At 68.6% G+C, this 15945-nt stretch carries 17 protein-coding genes; 3 read left to right on the forward strand and 14 right to left on the reverse strand.

Annotation, left to right across the window (positions count from 1 at the left end):
- Positions 1–123 precede the first annotated feature (123 nt).
- The 4 genes from ACZ4MF_RS38570 to ACZ4MF_RS38585 all read right to left on the reverse strand — a co-directional run bounded on the left by ACZ4MF_RS38570 (position 124) and on the right by ACZ4MF_RS38585 (position 4313).
- Positions 124–990 carry an ABC transporter permease gene (locus ACZ4MF_RS38570; RefSeq protein WP_467497603.1) on the reverse strand — a complete coding sequence of 289 codons (867 nt, stop codon included), beginning with the start codon at positions 988–990 and terminating at the stop codon, positions 124–126.
- 18 nt (positions 991–1008) lie between these two features.
- The gene (locus ACZ4MF_RS38575) at positions 1009–1974 is read right to left on the reverse strand and encodes an ATP-binding cassette domain-containing protein (protein ID WP_467497605.1); all 966 of its coding nucleotides are present in this window, start codon (positions 1972–1974) and stop codon (positions 1009–1011) included.
- A gap of 263 nt (positions 1975–2237) precedes the next feature.
- Complete coding sequence (locus ACZ4MF_RS38580; protein WP_467497606.1) at positions 2238–3119, reverse strand: universal stress protein; 882 nt, start codon at positions 3117–3119, stop codon at positions 2238–2240.
- Between the two features lie 162 nt (positions 3120–3281).
- Entirely contained in the window at positions 3282–4313 is a 1032-nt protein-coding gene (locus ACZ4MF_RS38585) for an NAD-dependent epimerase/dehydratase family protein (RefSeq protein ID WP_467497608.1), read from the reverse strand.
- A 618-nt stretch (positions 4314–4931) separates the two neighbouring features.
- On the opposite strand from ACZ4MF_RS38585, the gene ACZ4MF_RS38590 reads away from it, so the two are divergent.
- Entirely contained in the window at positions 4932–5381 is a 450-nt protein-coding gene (locus ACZ4MF_RS38590) for a pyridoxamine 5'-phosphate oxidase family protein (protein WP_467497609.1), read from the forward strand.
- Between the two features lie 302 nt (positions 5382–5683).
- Here the strand turns inward: ACZ4MF_RS38590 and ftsH are convergent, their stop codons facing one another.
- Positions 5684–7567 carry an ATP-dependent zinc metalloprotease FtsH gene (ftsH, locus tag ACZ4MF_RS38595; protein ID WP_467497611.1) on the reverse strand — a complete coding sequence of 628 codons (1884 nt, stop codon included), beginning with the start codon at positions 7565–7567 and terminating at the stop codon, positions 5684–5686.
- 380 nt (positions 7568–7947) lie between these two features.
- Here ftsH and ACZ4MF_RS38600 point away from each other — a divergent pair, with 380 nt between their 5' ends.
- A complete protein-coding gene (locus ACZ4MF_RS38600) occupies positions 7948–8148 on the forward strand; it encodes a hypothetical protein (RefSeq protein ID WP_467497612.1) in 201 nt (66 codons plus the stop codon).
- 164 nt (positions 8149–8312) lie between these two features.
- Here ACZ4MF_RS38600 and ACZ4MF_RS38605 read toward each other — a convergent pair whose 3' ends face one another.
- From ACZ4MF_RS38605 to ACZ4MF_RS38645, 9 genes are all read right to left on the reverse strand, one after another.
- Entirely contained in the window at positions 8313–8549 is a 237-nt protein-coding gene (locus ACZ4MF_RS38605) for a DUF5133 domain-containing protein (protein ID WP_467497614.1), read from the reverse strand.
- A gap of 186 nt (positions 8550–8735) precedes the next feature.
- Entirely contained in the window at positions 8736–9191 is a 456-nt protein-coding gene (locus ACZ4MF_RS38610; RefSeq protein ID WP_467497616.1) for an SPW repeat domain-containing protein, read from the reverse strand.
- Between the two features lie 538 nt (positions 9192–9729).
- Positions 9730–10443: a hypothetical protein gene (locus ACZ4MF_RS38615; protein ID WP_467497618.1), complete on the reverse strand. Its 714-nt coding sequence runs from the start codon at positions 10441–10443 to the stop codon at positions 9730–9732.
- A 440-nt stretch (positions 10444–10883) separates the two neighbouring features.
- Positions 10884–11141, reverse strand: a complete 258-nt coding sequence (locus ACZ4MF_RS38620; protein ID WP_467497620.1) for a hypothetical protein — start codon at positions 11139–11141, stop codon at positions 10884–10886.
- Positions 11142–11465: 324 nt separating this feature from the next.
- Positions 11466–12131 (reverse strand): CBS domain-containing protein, encoded by a 666-nt coding sequence (locus ACZ4MF_RS38625; RefSeq protein WP_467497622.1) that lies wholly within the window; start codon positions 12129–12131, stop codon positions 11466–11468.
- A gap of 372 nt (positions 12132–12503) precedes the next feature.
- Positions 12504–12962: a CBS domain-containing protein gene (locus tag ACZ4MF_RS38630; RefSeq protein WP_467497623.1), complete on the reverse strand. Its 459-nt coding sequence runs from the start codon at positions 12960–12962 to the stop codon at positions 12504–12506.
- A 193-nt stretch (positions 12963–13155) separates the two neighbouring features.
- Entirely contained in the window at positions 13156–13575 is a 420-nt protein-coding gene (locus ACZ4MF_RS38635; protein ID WP_467497625.1) for a CBS domain-containing protein, read from the reverse strand.
- 106 nt (positions 13576–13681) lie between these two features.
- Positions 13682–14353 (reverse strand): CBS domain-containing protein, encoded by a 672-nt coding sequence (locus ACZ4MF_RS38640; protein WP_467497626.1) that lies wholly within the window; start codon positions 14351–14353, stop codon positions 13682–13684.
- A gap of 105 nt (positions 14354–14458) precedes the next feature.
- Positions 14459–14827, reverse strand: a complete 369-nt coding sequence (locus ACZ4MF_RS38645; RefSeq protein WP_467497634.1) for a DUF2267 domain-containing protein — start codon at positions 14825–14827, stop codon at positions 14459–14461.
- A 503-nt stretch (positions 14828–15330) separates the two neighbouring features.
- Between ACZ4MF_RS38645 and ACZ4MF_RS38650 the strand changes: the two genes are divergently transcribed.
- A complete protein-coding gene (locus ACZ4MF_RS38650; RefSeq protein WP_467497628.1) occupies positions 15331–15762 on the forward strand; it encodes an amino acid kinase family protein in 432 nt (143 codons plus the stop codon).
- Positions 15763–15945 lie beyond the last annotated feature (183 nt).

Below are 15945 nucleotides of genomic sequence, written 5' to 3' on the forward strand. Positions count from 1 at the left end.
CTCCTCACAGCAATTCAGTGGCTTCGACCTTTGTGCTCAACGACCGCTGATCCCGTGATGGTCGTTCACCCGAATCTCCGCCAGCCCCAAGCGCAGTGCGCGGCCGCATGAAGCGGGACGTGTCTACTCGGGTATTCCGAATCCGCCGATCGCCAGGGTGAGGAAGAGGGCGGCGCAGACGCAGACGATGGCCAGTTCTGCGGCGAGCGGCAGCTGGTATCCGAAGAGCGTGACTCCGGTGGGGAAGCGGGCCTGGGCGGCGGGCGGCATGTGCTGGGCGGCGAAGACCAGGTGGCGCAACGGATCCACGGCGTAGGTGAGCGGGTTGATCCGGGTGAGCACGGTCAGCCAGGTCGGCAGGGCCTTGAGTGGGAAGAGTGCCCCGGACAGGAAGAGCATCGGGAACAGCAGGAGCGGCATGGCTGCGGAGAAGCCTTCCATACGCTGGATGCGGCTGGCCACGAAGACGCCGAAGGAGGTCATCAGCAGGGCCATGAGCAGCTCGACCCCGATCACCTGCCCCACCAGGGGTGCTGTGAGGTGTACGCCGATCAGCGGCGCGAGGGCCAGCATGATCGTGCCCTGGACAGTAGCCACGCTCGCCCCGCCGAGCGCCTTTCCGACCACCAGTGCCGTGCGGCTGACCGGAGCGACGAGCATCTCGCGCAGGAAGCCGAACTCGCGGTCCCAGACGATGGAGATCGCCGAGAAGATCGCCGTGGTCACCACCGCCATCGACACGATGCCGGGAAAGACGAACTTCTTGAAGTCGAAGCCCCCAGTGCTGCCCACCAGGGACGTCATCCCGTAGCCGAGGACGAACAGGAACAGAACCGGCTGCACGAATCCTGAAAGGATCCGCGCCCGGTTGCGTGTGAAGCGGATCAGCTCCCGCAGCCACACCATGCCGACGGTGCGCAGCTCCTCCACGAGAGTGCAGCCCTCTTCGGCCCAGGCTGGAGCGGCAGGCGGTGTCGTGGTCGCGGCCATCGGACTTCCTCGCTCCTCTCAGCGGCGGCGAGCTGTGTGGGCGCGCACCCCCGCCGGCGGCGTGTGCCCGCCGTGTTCCTCGCGGATCTGCCGGCCGGTGTAGTGCAGGAACACGTCGTCCAGGGTCGGCCGCCGCACGTGGACGCTGCGCACTGCAGTGCCGGCCTGTGCGATCAGCTGGGGCACTTGTGTCTCGCCGTCCTCGGTGAAGACCACGACCGTCTGCTCGCTTTCTCGCACGCGGTATCCGGCGGCCCTGAGCCGGGCAGCGACACCGGGGTTGTCGGCGGTCACCAGGTCGACGGTGTCGGCGCCGACGCGGCGCTTGAGCTCGTCGGGTGTGCCGGTGGCGACGAGGGAGCCGTGGTCGATGATGGCGATCCGGTCCGCGTATTCGGCCTCGTCCATGTAGTGCGTGGTCAGGAAGACGGTCATGCACTCCTCGCGGCGGAGTCGGAGTACGTCGTCCCACATCAGGGCCCGGGTCTGCGGGTCGAGGCCGATGGTGGGCTCGTCGAGGAAGAGGACGGCGGGGGTGTGCAGCATCCCGCGGGCGATCTCCAGACGGCGCGCCATCCCGCCAGAGAAGGTGGACACCAGGTCGTGGCGCCTCTCCTCCAGCGCCACCAGCCGCAGGGCCCGCTCGATCCGCAGCTCCACCTGAGCGCGCGGCACGTGGTAGAGCACGGCATGGAAGCGCAGGTTCTGCTCGGCGGTCAGCTGGTCGTCCAGGGTCTGTTCCTGGAAGACCAGCCCGATCCGGCGACGTACGGCCCTGGGCTGCTGGGCCACGTCGAACCCCGCGACGGACGCCCGCCCCGCGGTCGGCCGTGCGAGCGTGCACAGCATCTTGACAGTCGTGGTCTTCCCGGCGCCGTTGGGGCCGAGGAACGCGAAGACTTCGCCCTGCCGGACCGAGAACGACACCTCCCGCACCGCCACCACGGACCCGTAGCACTTGCTGATCCCCACAGCGTCGATCACCGCAGCCGCTCCAGCGGCCTCCTCGCGCGGCGGCGCTCCCGCCGGCCTGGCGGTTGGCGGACTGGCCATGACCCACCACGCTCCTCGTCCCGGCTTGCACTTCAGCGTCTCACCGTCCGGGCGGCCGACCCCTGAGCCGAGTGCCCGGACCTGCGGGCCGAACGGCCCACCGAGCCGATGCACAACCGACGCACCCGCCCCTGCGGCTCTCTCCGCCCAGGCCCCCGGCTGCCGGGCGATGGCCTTCGCCTCGGCTGCCGTGCTCAGCGTTTCGGATGCGGAACGACCATGACCGGGCACAGGGCGTGATGCAGCACGCCCTGGCTGACGGAACCGAGCAGCAGCCCTGTGAAACCTCCCAGTCCCCGGGATCCCACGACAAGGCCCAGCGCGTGTGCGGACGCTTCGGTCAGCACCTTCACCGGGTGCCCGCGCACAACCTCGTGGTGAAGCTCCACGTCCGGGTAGGCGGCGCCGCGGCCGGCCACCGTCTCCGACAGCAGCCTGCGGCACTCCTGCTGTGCGGCCTGCTCGTCGAGAGCACCGAGGAGCGGCGGATGCCATACATACAGCGCCCGCAGCCCCGCGCCGCGCGAAGCCGCCTCCTCAAACGCGTAGTCGACAGCCGTCTCCGAGTCCGGGCTGCCGTCCACGCCCACCACGAGGAACGGGGGCTGCTGCGTGACGTGTTCGGCCTCGCGCACGACGATCACGGGACAGGAGGCGTGGGCGATGACTGGCACCGCCACCGAGAGGGAGCGGGGGAGTTCCTGTTGGGCTGTCAGGTGCCGGGAGCCGAGTACGACCGCTGCGGCCTCCTGCGCCTGCCCGCGCAGGACCGAGACCGCGTCGCCCTCCGCGAGCAGGACCGAGACTTCCACCTGGGACCGGCGGCCTCTGACGAGCGCCTCGGCCTGCTCAAGGGCGCGTGTGCCCTGCGTACGCAGCGCCTCGTCCCACGTCTCCCACGCCGGAGTCAGTTCCGCCGTCCGGTACCTGGAGGGCGGCGCCTCTCGCGCATGCACCAGGCGCAGCGGCAGCCTGCGCCGGTCGGCCTCGTCGGCCGCCCAGACCAGCGCCAACCGCTTCGTGGGATCGGGATCGATGCCCACCACGATCGGCCGGGCATCCGGCGAACCGGTCATCACATACCTCCCAAGACGGTCGTGTCACTGGAGTGAGCCTGACGGCCCGGCACACCGCCTGGGCAGTCCGCCTGTCGTGACCTGCAGCGCCGAATCGATGTCGCTGCCCGGTACCTGAGCCGGGTGCGGCGGCACGGTCGGGCGACAGACTTGGTGTCGGCCTCACCGGCGCAGTCCTGGTGAACCGACCAGTGGCGGGGTGGGCAGGCCCGCGTCCTCGTGGAGACCGTTCAGCCACTCCTGCAGAGCCTCCTGGACGGTGTACCGGGGCGTCCACTCCAGTTCGCGCTGTGCCCGCGTCGTGTCCATGATCGGGAAGTGCAGGACGGCGTCGAACAGGGACGGGGGAGTGCGCAGCAGATGAGCTCGCCAGGCGGCGGAGACCGCGGCCCGGACCGGCCAGCCAGGCAGCGGAACGGCCCGTGCGTCGAACATCTTGGCCAGCATGGCCGCGTCCACGACGGGCTCGGCGGCCAGGTTGAAGGCTCCGTGCACCGCGCGCACGATCGCCTGGAGGAAGGCCTCAGCCGCATCGTCGGTGTGCAGGGCCTGGTAGCGCATGCCGGGGATGGCCGGGATCGCGGGCAGGCGCTCCGGGCGGGTCAGGTGCTTGGGCACCAGCGGGCCGCGGAACAAACGGTGCTGCTCGCAGGCGGCTTCCCGCTTGAACATGAAACCCGGCCGCATCCGCACCACGCGGATCCCGGTGTGCTGGAGTTCGAAGGCGTCCAGGACGCGCTCGACGTAGGCCTTCTCCTGGCACAGCGCCGATTCCGGCCAGCCGTCGGTGGGCCAGAGTTCGTCCACGGCCCGGTCCTTGGGCCCGGGCGAGTAGGCCCCGACGAAGGACGCGTAGACCAACGCGGGGACGCCGGCTGCGGCCGCGGCGTCGAAGACCCTGATGCTGCCCTGAACGTTGGTGCGCCAGGTCGTCGCCGGGTGATGCGTGGGCTGGAACAGCCACGCCAGGTGGACGACGGCGTCCGCGCCGGCGAAGTGGCCGGCCAGGTCAGTGCTGTCGTCCGCGATGTCCGCGCTCGCCCACTCGGTCTTCGCCGGAGACCACTGCGGAAGGCGGCGGGCCAATCCCAGAATCGAGTCGATCCGCGGGTCCGCGCCGAGTGTCTGGACCACGCTGGTGCCGAGGTTTCCGGTGGCCCCGACGACGACCACGCGTATGCCGGGAGCTTCCATGGGTCTCGCCTGTCCTTCCGGCGCTGAGGAGATGGAGAATCCCCCTACACGACCGTAAAACGACATTGGCGGCGCCGCACGCGACTGCGCGGCGCTCGCAGGCCGCACGTCTGCGTCTTGTGCACGCGCGGAGCCAAGTTTGTGGGCCTGGTGCCTCACCCGACGAACGACTTCATCCAGGCCGAAGTGCGTCGCTTCGGATACGACGAAGCCGACGATGCTGTGGCGTGGGCGGCTGCCCCACGGGCCAGCACCCGGCGGAGGAAGGCTGACAAGTCGTCGGGACACGGGCGTCGGGCGGCTTCGACGGTCTCGCGGTCGGCTCAGTGACCCTTAGAGTGGCAGCAGCCGCCTGCTGCCGTGCTGGTGCCCAGACAGCCCGTCGGCGTTCACGGAGGAGCGACTGTCACGGCCGCGTGGGCCGTCGCCGAGAGGTCCGCCCATGGTGAGGGCCGAACGGCCCTAGACGAAGTCAACGATCATCCACTGGACTGGTCATCCGTGGAGCCTGTCTGCAGCCGGGTCTCTGAACCGTTCCGGCTTCCGGCGCAGGCCCGTCCGGTTCAGCGACGCCGGTCGAGAGGAATCGCGCCTGTGAGGGATGAAGCAGCCCGCCGAATGATCAAGGACCAACAGGCCAGGGCAACGGCAAGCGCACGTCAGACGGTCGAATTGGACCATGCCGAGGCCTTGCGGTTGCTGGGCAGCGTCTCGCTGGGCCGGATCGTGTTCACCCTGCGCGCCCTGCCTGTCGTCCGGCCTGTCAACCACATCCTCAGCGACGGCGACATCATCGTCCGCACCCATGAGGGCGCTTCCCTGAGCGCCCAGGCCCGGCGCGGCGACGGGCAGGGCATGGTCGTCGCCTACGAAGCCGACGACATCGATCCCGACACCCACCTGGGCTGGAGCGTCATCGCCACCGGCTACGCCCGCCTGATCACCGACCGCGACGAGCTCGACCGCTACCGGACTGTGCTGCACCCCTGGGTGGATCAGACCATGGACTTCGCCGTGCGCATCCACCCTGAAGAGATCACGGGCCTGCGGCTCCTCGGGAGAGCGTGAGGCCGCCCCCTTCAGCCAGCCTTTGGCCGTCGCTCCCCATCACCGACGCAGCGAGGCCCGGTCGGCCCATGGCCCAGCTTGACGCTGCCAGTTGGTCCCAAAGCCCCTGCTGCCTCCGATGGTGAGATGTCTCCGTCGAACGCCTGGGTGAAACCGCATCCGCCGACAGCGATCGGACTGGCTCGGTCACCCGAACGGGATACGCAAGAGTCGTCACGACCAGCGTCTGGGCCTCAGTGCCAGCAACCCCGTGCGGGCGGCGAAGACCACGGTGAGGTCGCCGACCGCCGTGTTGCTGACAATCACCGAGGCCCGATGCGAGCTCCTGACTCCGGACGCCCAGAGGGCGATGACGCGTCGACGGCGTGTTCGTCGCCTTTTCCGTCCGCCTGACTGCGTTCTTGGCGCAGGACGTCGCGGACGAGGGAGCCGTCGACGGTCTCGTGGGTGACCAGTTGTTCGGCCAGGCGTTCCAGGGCGGCCCGGTGGCCGCGCAGCAGCGTGGTCGCGCGTTGTTCGGCCTGGCGCAGCAGGCGGGCGACCTCCTCGTCGACGATGCGCTGGGTCTGCTCCGAGTACGGTGGCCGGCCAGGCTCTTCGGAAGTCTCACCGAGGAAGTACGGGTGGGCGGAGGCGTAGCCGATCGGCCCGAGTTCGGAGGAGAGGCCGAACTCGCGGACCATGCGGGTGGCGATCTGGGTGGCTCCGGCCAGGTCGTTGGCCGCTCCCGTCGATCCCTCGCCGAAGACCACGAGCTCGGCCGCGCGCCCGCCCAGACGCACAGCCAGCAGGTCGGTCAGGTAGCTCTCGCTGTACAAATGGCGTTCCGCTTCGGGGAGTTGCTCGGTGACCCCCAGGGTGACGCCGGCGGGCAGGATGGTGACCTTGGCCACCGGGTCGGCGTGCTCGCACAACGCCGCGACCAGGGCGTGGCCCGATTCGTGGACGGCGACCGAGCGGCGTTCCTCGGGCAGTAGCGCGTTGGAGGACTCCCGGCGTCCCAGCAGCACACGATCGCGGGCGGCATCCAGGTCATGCGGCTCGATCCGGGTACGGTCGCCCCGTACGGCGTTGATGGCGCCCTCATTGACCAGGTTGGCGAGATCCGCCCCGGAGAACCCGGGCGTGGCACGGGCCACCGCGTCCAGGTCGACGTCCGGGGACAGGAATTTGTCACGGGTGTGAACGGCGAGGATCGCGGCCCGCTCGGCCTGGTTGGGCAGCGGCACGGTGACCTGGCGGTCGAAGCGCCCGGGGCGCAGGAGGGCCGGGTCGAGGGCATCGGGCCGGTTGGTGGCGGCCAGGACGACGATGCCGCTGGACTGATCGAAGCCGTCCATCTCGGACAGCAGCTGGTTGAGGGTCTGCTCGCGCTCGTCGTTGCCACCCAGTCGCGCCCCGCCGGCGCGACGCGACCCGAGCGCGTCGATCTCGTCGATGAAGATGATCGACGGGGCACGTTTGCGGGCCTGGTCGAACAGGTCGCGCACCCGGGAGGCGCCGACCCCGACGAACATCTCCACGAACGCGGAGCCGGTCACCGACAGGAACGGCACGTCCGCCTCGCCGGCGACCGCTCGCGCGAAGAGTGTCTTGCCGGTCCCGGGCGGTCCGACCATGATCACGCCACGGGGCCCCTTGGCCCCTGCGGCCGTGTACCGGCCGGGGTTGCGCAGGAAGTCGACGACCTCGCTGATCTCCTGCTTGACCCCGTCATAGCCGGCGATGTCGTCGAAGCCGGTGGTGGGCCGCTCCGCCTCGATGATCTTTGCCCGTGAGCGTCCGATGGCGCTCAGTCCCCCGGTCACCGACCCTGCGGCCCGGCGTCCCATCCACACGAAGAAGCCGATCAGCAGCAGGAACGGCAGGAACGAGAAGAGCACGGACAGCCACGCCGAGCCGCCGCCGCTGCTCTGGCTGGCTTTGATCTGCACGTGGTGGGAGGTCAGCTGCTGCTGGAGCTGGGCGCCGGTGCCCAGTGAGGTGGGAATCTGGGTGGTGAACTTCGTCCCGTCCTTCAGAGTGCCGCTGACCGCGCCCTTGTCGTTGATGTCGACCGTCTGCACCTGGCTGGCGCCCACCTTGCCGACGAAGTCGCTGTAGGACAGTGACCGCGTGTGCGGCCCGGATTGCGTGCGCGAGAGCAGAAGGACGAAGACGAGCGTCATCAGGATCCACCACAACATCCACCGTCCGCCGAGCGGCTGCGGCTGCCGGGAGGGAGGCCTGGGCGGCTCACGCGGTGGGCCGGACCTGGCGGGCGGCGTCAGATGCCGGTGCGGCATCCGCACCCGTGTGATCACCAATCCCACGCCCCTCGATCGACACCGAACCCCGGCTACCAGCCTCAACGCGGCCGCTCCCGGGCGGCAGGGGCCGAGTGGCCCTGATCGGATCCGTCCCGTCAGACACTCGCGGACTGGAGGCCAATGAGCGCAGGGGGCGGTCGGCACCAGGATGCGGGCCTGTCCTTGCCCAGGCGGCCCTGGGATAGGGGCCGACTGCCCCTATCCCGTGCAACGACGGCATGGGGAAGCTGACTGCGAGAGATTGAAGTGAGGCCGTCATGAAGCTCTATGAACTGCCCGAGGACCTGGGCCGGGTCGTCCTGTATGTGCTTGCTGCACTCGCCTTCATTGCTGCCCTTGCGTTCTTCGGTTCGCTTATTGGTATTGTTTGGGCACCGTACTTCGCATTTCTCGGCTTGGGTCTGGTGATCCTCGCCAAGCGCGCCGGTCACGCCCATCACAGTCCCCCGGACAGGTAGTCATCGTCTTACAAAACCGAACCGTGAATCGAAGGCGGGAATCCAGCGGTGGACCTCAAATTAATCGAGACCCATCAGCGACGCAAAATCCTCGTCTACGTCAACTACCGCGACATCGCCGCACTTCTCTTCCCGGACCCCTGACTGTCCCTGCCCGTGAGATTTCAGCACGCCCCAGGACACGGATCCCGGCGGCCCCTCATGCCTGGCACGATCCACACCGCTGGGATCACGCCTTCCGGGACTCGACACTGCTGAGCGAGGCCGGTGTAGACACACAATGTGTACTGCAGGTCTTCCAGGCGCGGAACGCTGTCGGCGGAGGCTCCGTGCGGCGGCTGCACCAGTTCGTCGAACTCGTTGAGCAAGCGGCGCAGTACCGCATAACCGATCAGAGGCACGTCCCCACCTCCGTCTCAACGGGTGAGTGCCCTGACTCGTCCCACGATGCCTGGCCGAGCACAGTCTTGGACCTCGTAGCGGCTTGGCTACCGGGACTGACGACGTCCCGGTACTCGACGTCCTTACTCCACCCCTGGTGGGGCTGAGTGGACTGACTCGGCCCCACCAGGGGTGCGGGAGGAACGTCACGACCGGCGCTTGACCCTTTGCGCCAGCAACCCCGTGCCCGCGGCGAAGACGACGGCCAAGCCGCCGACCACTGCGTTGCTGACGATCATCGAGGCGGGGTGCGAGCTCCTGGCTCCGGACACGACGAACGGGGCGACGACGGTCCACACGCCGATTCCGGCCGCTGCCCAGCACATCGCGTGCGTGCGCTCGTAGGCGGAGCCGAAGCCGCCGCCGATGAAGAACGCGTATGCCAGGCCGGCGATCAGGTTGGTGACGGCGAGTGTCGGCAGGATCGTGTGGAAGCCCACGATCCATGCCGATGCCGCCAGATACAGGCCGGCCAGCAAGGCCAAACCCTCCATGATCTGCGCTGTTACCGTCGTTGTCGCCCGCTCGGAGCTGGCACGCAGCGCAAGGATGTCCGGGTGTTGTTCAATACCCGGGAATGGGCGTTCGGCCACGTCGGACACCTCCCGTGTCATTTCGAATCCACTGCGCTCTATCGCATTGGGTGGAAATGGCCCTTTATTCCCTCCCCGCATCGTGTACCGCGTCCCCTCCCATGTCGTGGTCGTGGGCCGAACGGCCCCGCACGAGGTACCGGGCGGCACGGCCCTTCCCAGGCCACGCCTCAGCGTCCGGACCAACCTCCCCTGGTATGGCTCGACCGGGGCACCGGGCGGGGCATGGCGGAGTCAGCGTTGTGAACCGCTGCGTTCGAGGGGGGACGGTGTCCCGCTATGAGGAAGCCGCCTGCCGTACGCGTCAGTCTCGGGGCGGGCAGCAACTCGCTGTGGCGCTTGGGGCGTCGCGCCGCTGGGACACCGTGATTCGACTCAGCAGGAGTCGGCGATCCGGCGGCCGGTCGGGCCGCCGAATGCCTCGCCGCCGCCGTTCTTACACCAGCCCACCGAGAGAACCGGGAGCGCCCGGGAGAAGTCCGCCTGGGTGGGATTCCGTCTGAACCGGATCATGCCGGGTACCGCTTTCTTCGCTGCGTCTGCCGGGCTATCGCCCCCGGTACAGCCGGTCGAGGCCGACGAGGACCACATGTCCGTTGGCTTCGGCCTCTTGGAGCGCGGAGGTGAAACCGACGCCGCTGTAGCAGGCGGGTCGGGTGCGGGTGACGTCCTCACCCCGGGCGGCGAGCAGGTCGAGGAGGTGTCGTAGATGTTCCAGGTGGTGCAGGTCCATGACCTCGTCCCAGCGTGCCATTCCCACCGACAACAGAGCCCTGGAACGGGTGCCGGCCGGGCCGCGTACGACCACCTGCGCTTGTGCGTCGAGGCCGGCATGGCGCGCCGGGTCGGGGAGTGAGCCGTGGGCTGCTGTTGCGGGGCGCGCGCCGAAGACTGCCGGGTCAGCGAAGTCCATGACCCAGTCCCGGCAGATCTGGGCGAAATGGGGGCTGGCCACCGCGGTTGCGTGCTCGAAGGCCAGCAGTGGCTCGGTGATGCGCAGCCGGATCAGGTGCGGGCGGAAGGCGTCGGGCTCGCCGTGCAGCAGACCGTTGTCCCGCAGAAGCGTCAGACAGCGGGCGGCATCGGTGAGCTGAGCACCGAGGCGCTCAGCGATCTCGCCCTGTGCCGAGCAGCCCGAGGCAATGGCGGCGAGCGCGGAGTGGCACAGCGCGCGGTCCCAGTGGTCGGTCTCCTCCTGCAGCAGGTGATGTGCCTCCAGAAACAGGGAGTCTGGGGGTTGAGCACGGTTGTGCACACCCATGTGTCGAAGTCGTCCGGCCCGCCGGGGACGTGTTCTCCGACGTAGCGCCGGTAGGCAGGGGTTCCGCCGACGACGGCATGGACCAGCAGGGCGAGGCCGGGGTCGTCGATGTTCCAGAACCGCGCGGCCTGTCGGTAGTCCAGCGGACCAAGGGCGAGTTCCAGGTCTGTCAGCTCGCGCAACGGTGAGGCCGCGCCGAACAGTCGGTGCATCACCGGCAAGGTGCTGCCGCTCAGCAGCAGGCGCGCACGGTTGTCCCGGCCCGTGTCGCGCAGTCGCCGGTAGGCGCTGTGGATGGCTGAGGGCAGCGGGGGACTCTGCCGGACGAGGTCGGGGAACTCGTCGAGGACGATCGGGATGGGCCGATGGTCTCCCAGCGCGAGCAACGCGTCGACGGCGCCTTCCCAGCCATGCCAGTGGCTCGGCGGCGATGTGCCCGCTTACCGGGCCAGTTCGTCGCCGAGTCGGCGCAGTGACTCGGCCTGAGCCGCCGACTGCGCCCCGAAGCAGAAGCCGCCCAGGGCTGCGGCGAGTGCCTTCAGAAGGTACGTCTTGCCCTGCCGCAGCCGTCCCGACACCACACCGAGGCCGGCTCCGGGCCGGGTGTCGCAGACGAACGCGACGAGCGCGTCCCACTCGGCCTCGCGGTCGAACACCGTCTTCGGCTTCGTGGGACCAGAGACGTCGGACGACAACACGGCTGCTCCCCTCGTTCGGCAGCACTCCTGCCACCAGTACAACGGCGATTTCCGGACACCGCGACATGTGCGGCCACGTACGGGCAGGGAACCTGCCCGGGTGGGACACGCAGGCACGGTCCGGGGCTCCTCCTCCGCCCACCCGCGGCGTCGCAGCTCGTCAGTCCCCAGTGCCCGGCGCTGTGCCGAGGGCCGCCTGGCTTTGCTGCTGCGGTCTGCCGCACGGCGAAGCGCGGACCGGACCTGCTCTGGCATGCGCCCGCCTCGGCGCTTTGGTCGTTGGGCTGGGTTCCGGCGCTGAACGAGCGCCCCGCTCGGCTGGCCTCAGGCGGCCGTGTCGTCGACGGCGTAGTCGATCATCGGCCGGACGGTGACCACGCCGTCCACGCCCTTGGCAAGACGTTCGGCGATCCGGGCGGTACTACGGTTCTCGACCTCGCCGCGCAGGGTGACGACACCCTCGTGAACCTGGACCTGCACCTCCTGTCCGCTCAGCCGCAGTATCGCTGCCAGTACGTCGTCGCGTATCTCCTGGCGGATCTCCTCGTCGGGGCGCAGGAAGACGCGCAACAGGTCCGGGCGACTGACGATGCCGATGATGCGATCTGTCTCGTCCACGACCACCAGTCGCTTGACATGGTGGCGGTCCATCGCACGGGCGGCTTGGGCGACCGACCAGTCGGCATGAGCGGTGGCCGCGGGGGAAGTCATCAGCCCGGCGGCGTTCTCCGCGCGCGCCTTGGCCTTCTCGTGCGGCCAACCGGGCGGTGCCACCTGCCCACCGTACTTTTCGGGTTGTTCAGCCTGCTTGCGGAGCAGATCGGCTTCGGACACCAGCCCCATCGGCGCACCATGCTCGTCGGCCACGGGCACGGCACTGATGCCGTGGCTGGACAGGACGGACGTGATCTCCTTGAACGGGGTGTCCGGTCGAACGGTGACGACATTTCGTGTCATCACCTCACTGACGGTGCTGTGCTGGGCGGTCATCGTCGCACCTCCTTCCTGTCTGCGCGTCGCGCGACGTCACCCCCGCCTCTCACTGTGCTCCTTCTGCGTCCGGTCACTCCCCGGGCCGATGGTCCCGAATATCGGCGACATCCAAGGCGATGCGGAGTACGGCACCTTCACAGGACTGCCTTCGGGAACGCTCGCCCGATTCAGCGACGAGGTACTCCGCCTCCTGCGGTTTCCGGCGGCCGTCATCCCGGAATTATCTGAGGAATTCTGGGTCCCCAGTAAGCGACTGGATGTTGTTCACCGCGTAACTGGAACCCGCCAACGCGGGTGATCCTCCCTTCCTTTGCGTGCGCAGGCCCTTATGCGGGCGGGTCCGGGCGCTGGCAGTCAAGCTTTACCGCATCAGCCGTCCAGCAGCGGCGCCTGCTTCGTACCGTGAAATGTCTCGGGGATTTTCCGGGCGGCGTCGACCACGGCTGCCAGGTCGGCCAGTTCCTGGGTCAGTCGCCAGAACAGGTCGTCGAAGGAGATCATGCCGATGAGGCGTCCCTCGGCCACCACCGGAAGGTGACGCACCCGGATCGAGCGCATTTTGATGATGGCGACCGCGACAGCCGTGTCTGCCTCCACGGTCACCGGGGCCGGGGACATGACCACTTCCACCGGGGTCTGTGGTGGGAGTCTGCGGGCCATCGCCCGCACCACGAGATCCCGATCGGTCACGATGCCGATCACTTCGTCGCCTTCCACCACAGGCAAGGCACCAACGCCGGTATCGGCCGTGTGCCGCGCCGCATCCTCAAGGGACTCCGTCGGAAGCACAGTGGCCGGCGGCGCGTTCATCACGTGCTGAATCAGCAACCTTGATCCCTGCCCTCAACAGCGTTCGTTGGCAACGGCGGTCCACCCCGGTCACGGCTGTCGGAATCCAAGCCGTTGGCAAGGGCCAATGCGTCGCTTTCTGCCGATACCCGTGCCCAGCCCCGTCACCGCATTGCCCACCCGGGAAGCGGCCGTGGCGCGATGACCAGGAGACTGTGCGCGGCGTCCGAGTTCAGGTGGCCGCGCAGACGACCTCGACGAAGTGACCCACCTGTTCCTCCGGCAGGCGGCGGGCGAGGTCCGCCTCGCTGATCATGCCTATGAGGCGGTGGTTCTCGATGACCGGCAGCCGCCGGATCCTGTGCTCCTCCATGACCTGGAGGACACGGCCACTGTCTGTGTTCGCGTCGATCGTGACCGGCTTACCCTGCTCAAGCTGCCCTGCGGTCATAGACCGGGGGTCCTTCCCCTTGGCGAGGCACTTCACCACGATGTCGCGGTCGGTGATGATCCCGTGCAGGCGGTCGTCCTCTCCGCAGATCGGCAGGGCTCCAACGTCCAGTTCCTTCATCCTGCGCGCTGCATCCTCCAGAGTCTCGCTCTCCTGGATGCAGGTGGCGCCGGTGTGCATGATGTCCCGCGCAGTGGACATGGCCGTCTCCTTCCGATTCGGGCTTATGGTCAGTCTGGGCTGTCGACATACCGCGTGCATGGCCGGGCAGCGCCCCTGTACGAGGGCCGCGCGGAACGGAGTGGGTTTACGGCTGTGGTGTGCCTCCCGTGTCATCGGCGTCGAAGGTGAGGTGGTTCGTGACGTCGACGACGCCGTCGACGCTCTCGCACAGACGCACCGCGATGGGGACGAGGCCGCCGTGCGGCACGACGCCACTGAGCGTCACCCGACCGTCGGCGACCTGGACCGTGACCGAGGCGGGGTCCAGGCCGAGGGCCCGCGTCAGGACCTCGGTCGTGATCTCCTCGCAGATCGTGACGTCCCGTCGCAGGAAGACGCTCAGCAGGTCACCGCGGCTGATGATGCCCACCAGCCGGTCGGCGTCGTCCACGACGGGCAGCCGGTTGACGTCGTGGCGGGCCATGGCGCGGGCCGCCTCCACTGCCGACCACTGTGGCCGCGCCGTGACGACCGGGCTGGTCATCAGCCCTTCTGCGGTCAGCGCATGTGCCTTGGCGCTTTCCGACGGTGCCAGGTGCTCGTCGGCCAGATGTCCGCTCGGATCGGGCTGGCCCTGCTGTTTGTGCAGCAGGTCCGCCTCCGACACGACGCCGATCGGGCGGTCCTGGTCGTCGACGACCAGGACCGCCGTGATGTCGTGCTCCGCGAGCCGCACGGCGATGTCCTTGAAACCCGTGCCACGCGGCACGCGCACCACACCTGTCGTCATGAGATCTGCGACTCTCCGGTGCAGCATGTCCCCACTCCCTCCTCAAGCGCCGATGAGGCAGGTTCCCCTCCACCCTCGGGCCCCTGAGAGACCGCCGCAGCGTCCACTTGCTTCCCGGGCACGTCGGTCGGGTCAGACGCACAGAATGCACAGACGAACCACGCGCGGCAAACGTGATGCGCGCTGTCCCATGCCGCCGGTCAGCCAGCCGACTGGAGGAGCAAAGCGCGGATGTCGTGCGGGAGTTGTTCCAGCGCCGCTTCCAGGTGCCCGGGGCGAGCCGTGCTCGCGTACGACGGCGGTGACCGCGGCGGCGATCCGGGGGACCTCCTCGGCGGTGATCTTGGCTTCCTGGACGAAGCGGTCTTCCGCGCGGTCGTACCTGACCGGTACGACGCTGGGGTCCCAGCCGTCGTAGTAGGCGCCCCGCAGCAACTCGGGAAGTTGTGCGGCGAAGTTGGCGGTCACGTCGACGGTGAGTCTGTCACGGAGCGTGTGCAGTCAGGTCTGCAGGATCCGGTGGGCGAGGTGGCGGTCCTCCGTGTCCAGGGCTTCCGACACCGCTTTGAGTCAGATGTTCGCGCTGTGGATGGAGTGCTCGAAGTCGGGTGGGTGCGTGGGGGGGCATTGATCTTCCCTTCCAGTCTGTCCGCGGAATTCACGTGCTTCGCCTGATACCAGGACTCCCCATCCGCATACGCGAAGGCTGACTAGTTCAGCGGCGGCGGGGTAACGGCGGTTTGCAGCACAGGCCCGGTCCGGTGGCGTCTCATATGGGCATCGATGGCGCCGCAGTGGCCTCTCATTCTTTCCTGCCCAGGGCTCCATGCTAGGGCGGGCGGGGCCGGTTGGCAGCCGCACAGCCGTACGACACCCGAGGCGCCATGTGCAGAGGGTCACTGGGATCTTCCGCAGGGCGAGGTGCGCCGACGGGGCAACCACCCGACCCTGGTCTTGTGCCTGTCCCTACGGCCGGAGATCCCACACGGAGGGGAGGGAGAGCCGTGGGACGGTATGCGCAGGTCGCGGTCAAGCTCAGTGGCCAGGCGTTCGCAGGGACGGCCGGAGTGGGTACCGATCCGGTCTGCCTGGCCGAGTTGGCGGACGAGGTCGCCGCGGTGCACGACGTGGGTGTCCAGATCGCCGTGGTCGTTGGAGGTGGCAACTACTTCCGGGGAACGCTGGCCGGGAGCTGGGGCATCGGGCGGGCCGAGGCAGACGAGATCGGCATGCTCGGTACGTTGATGAACGCCCTGACGCTGCGGGGCGCGCTGACCGCGCGCGGTGAGTCGGATGTGCGAGTGATGACTGCTGTTGCCGTGCAGAGCATCGCCGAGTCGTTCATCCGGCTTGCGCGCGGACCGGTACCTGCGGTGCAGCCGGATCGTGTTGCTGACCGGGGCATCGGGCAGCCTTATGCGACCGCCGACTACTAGTGCTTCGTTAGGTTCTGTTTCTGCTGGTCGGCAGGGGTCGCCCGCAGGTGGTGCAGGTGCCGGTCCAGCACCTCAACAGGTCCTGCAGGACGTCGAGGACCTGGTAGAGGGTCAGGCCGGCGGGTGTGCTTTTGGGTCGAGCCGCCGGAGGGTGAGGAAGGCCTGGGCGGCGGTGACGAGGGT

The organism is Streptomyces sp. NPDC025793, assembly GCF_055558375.1.

What these genes read in the sequence shown, in the direction of transcription:
- ftsH (WP_467497611.1), bottom strand. Translation starts at nt 7,567, where the DNA reads ATGTTGTGGTGGATCCTGATGACGCTCGTCTTCGTCCTTCTGCTCTCG.
- ACZ4MF_RS38585 (WP_467497608.1), bottom strand. Translation starts at nt 4,313, where the DNA reads ATGGAAGCTCCCGGCATACGCGTGGTCGTCGTCGGGGCCACCGGAAAC.
- ACZ4MF_RS38625 (WP_467497622.1), bottom strand. Translation starts at nt 12,131, where the DNA reads ATGACCGCCCAGCACAGCACCGTCAGTGAGGTGATGACACGAAATGTC.
- ACZ4MF_RS38615 (WP_467497618.1), bottom strand. Translation starts at nt 10,443, where the DNA reads ATGGGTGTGCACAACCGTGCTCAACCCCCAGACTCCCTGTTTCTGGAG.
- ACZ4MF_RS38600 (WP_467497612.1), top strand. Translation starts at nt 7,948, where the DNA reads ATGAAGCTCTATGAACTGCCCGAGGACCTGGGCCGGGTCGTCCTGTAT.
- ACZ4MF_RS38635 (WP_467497625.1), bottom strand. Translation starts at nt 13,575, where the DNA reads ATGTCCACTGCGCGGGACATCATGCACACCGGCGCCACCTGCATCCAG.
- ACZ4MF_RS38570 (WP_467497603.1), bottom strand. Translation starts at nt 990, where the DNA reads ATGGCCGCGACCACGACACCGCCTGCCGCTCCAGCCTGGGCCGAAGAG.
- ACZ4MF_RS38590 (WP_467497609.1), top strand. Translation starts at nt 4,932, where the DNA reads ATGATCAAGGACCAACAGGCCAGGGCAACGGCAAGCGCACGTCAGACG.
- ACZ4MF_RS38580 (WP_467497606.1), bottom strand. Translation starts at nt 3,119, where the DNA reads ATGACCGGTTCGCCGGATGCCCGGCCGATCGTGGTGGGCATCGATCCC.
- ACZ4MF_RS38640 (WP_467497626.1), bottom strand. Translation starts at nt 14,353, where the DNA reads ATGCTGCACCGGAGAGTCGCAGATCTCATGACGACAGGTGTGGTGCGC.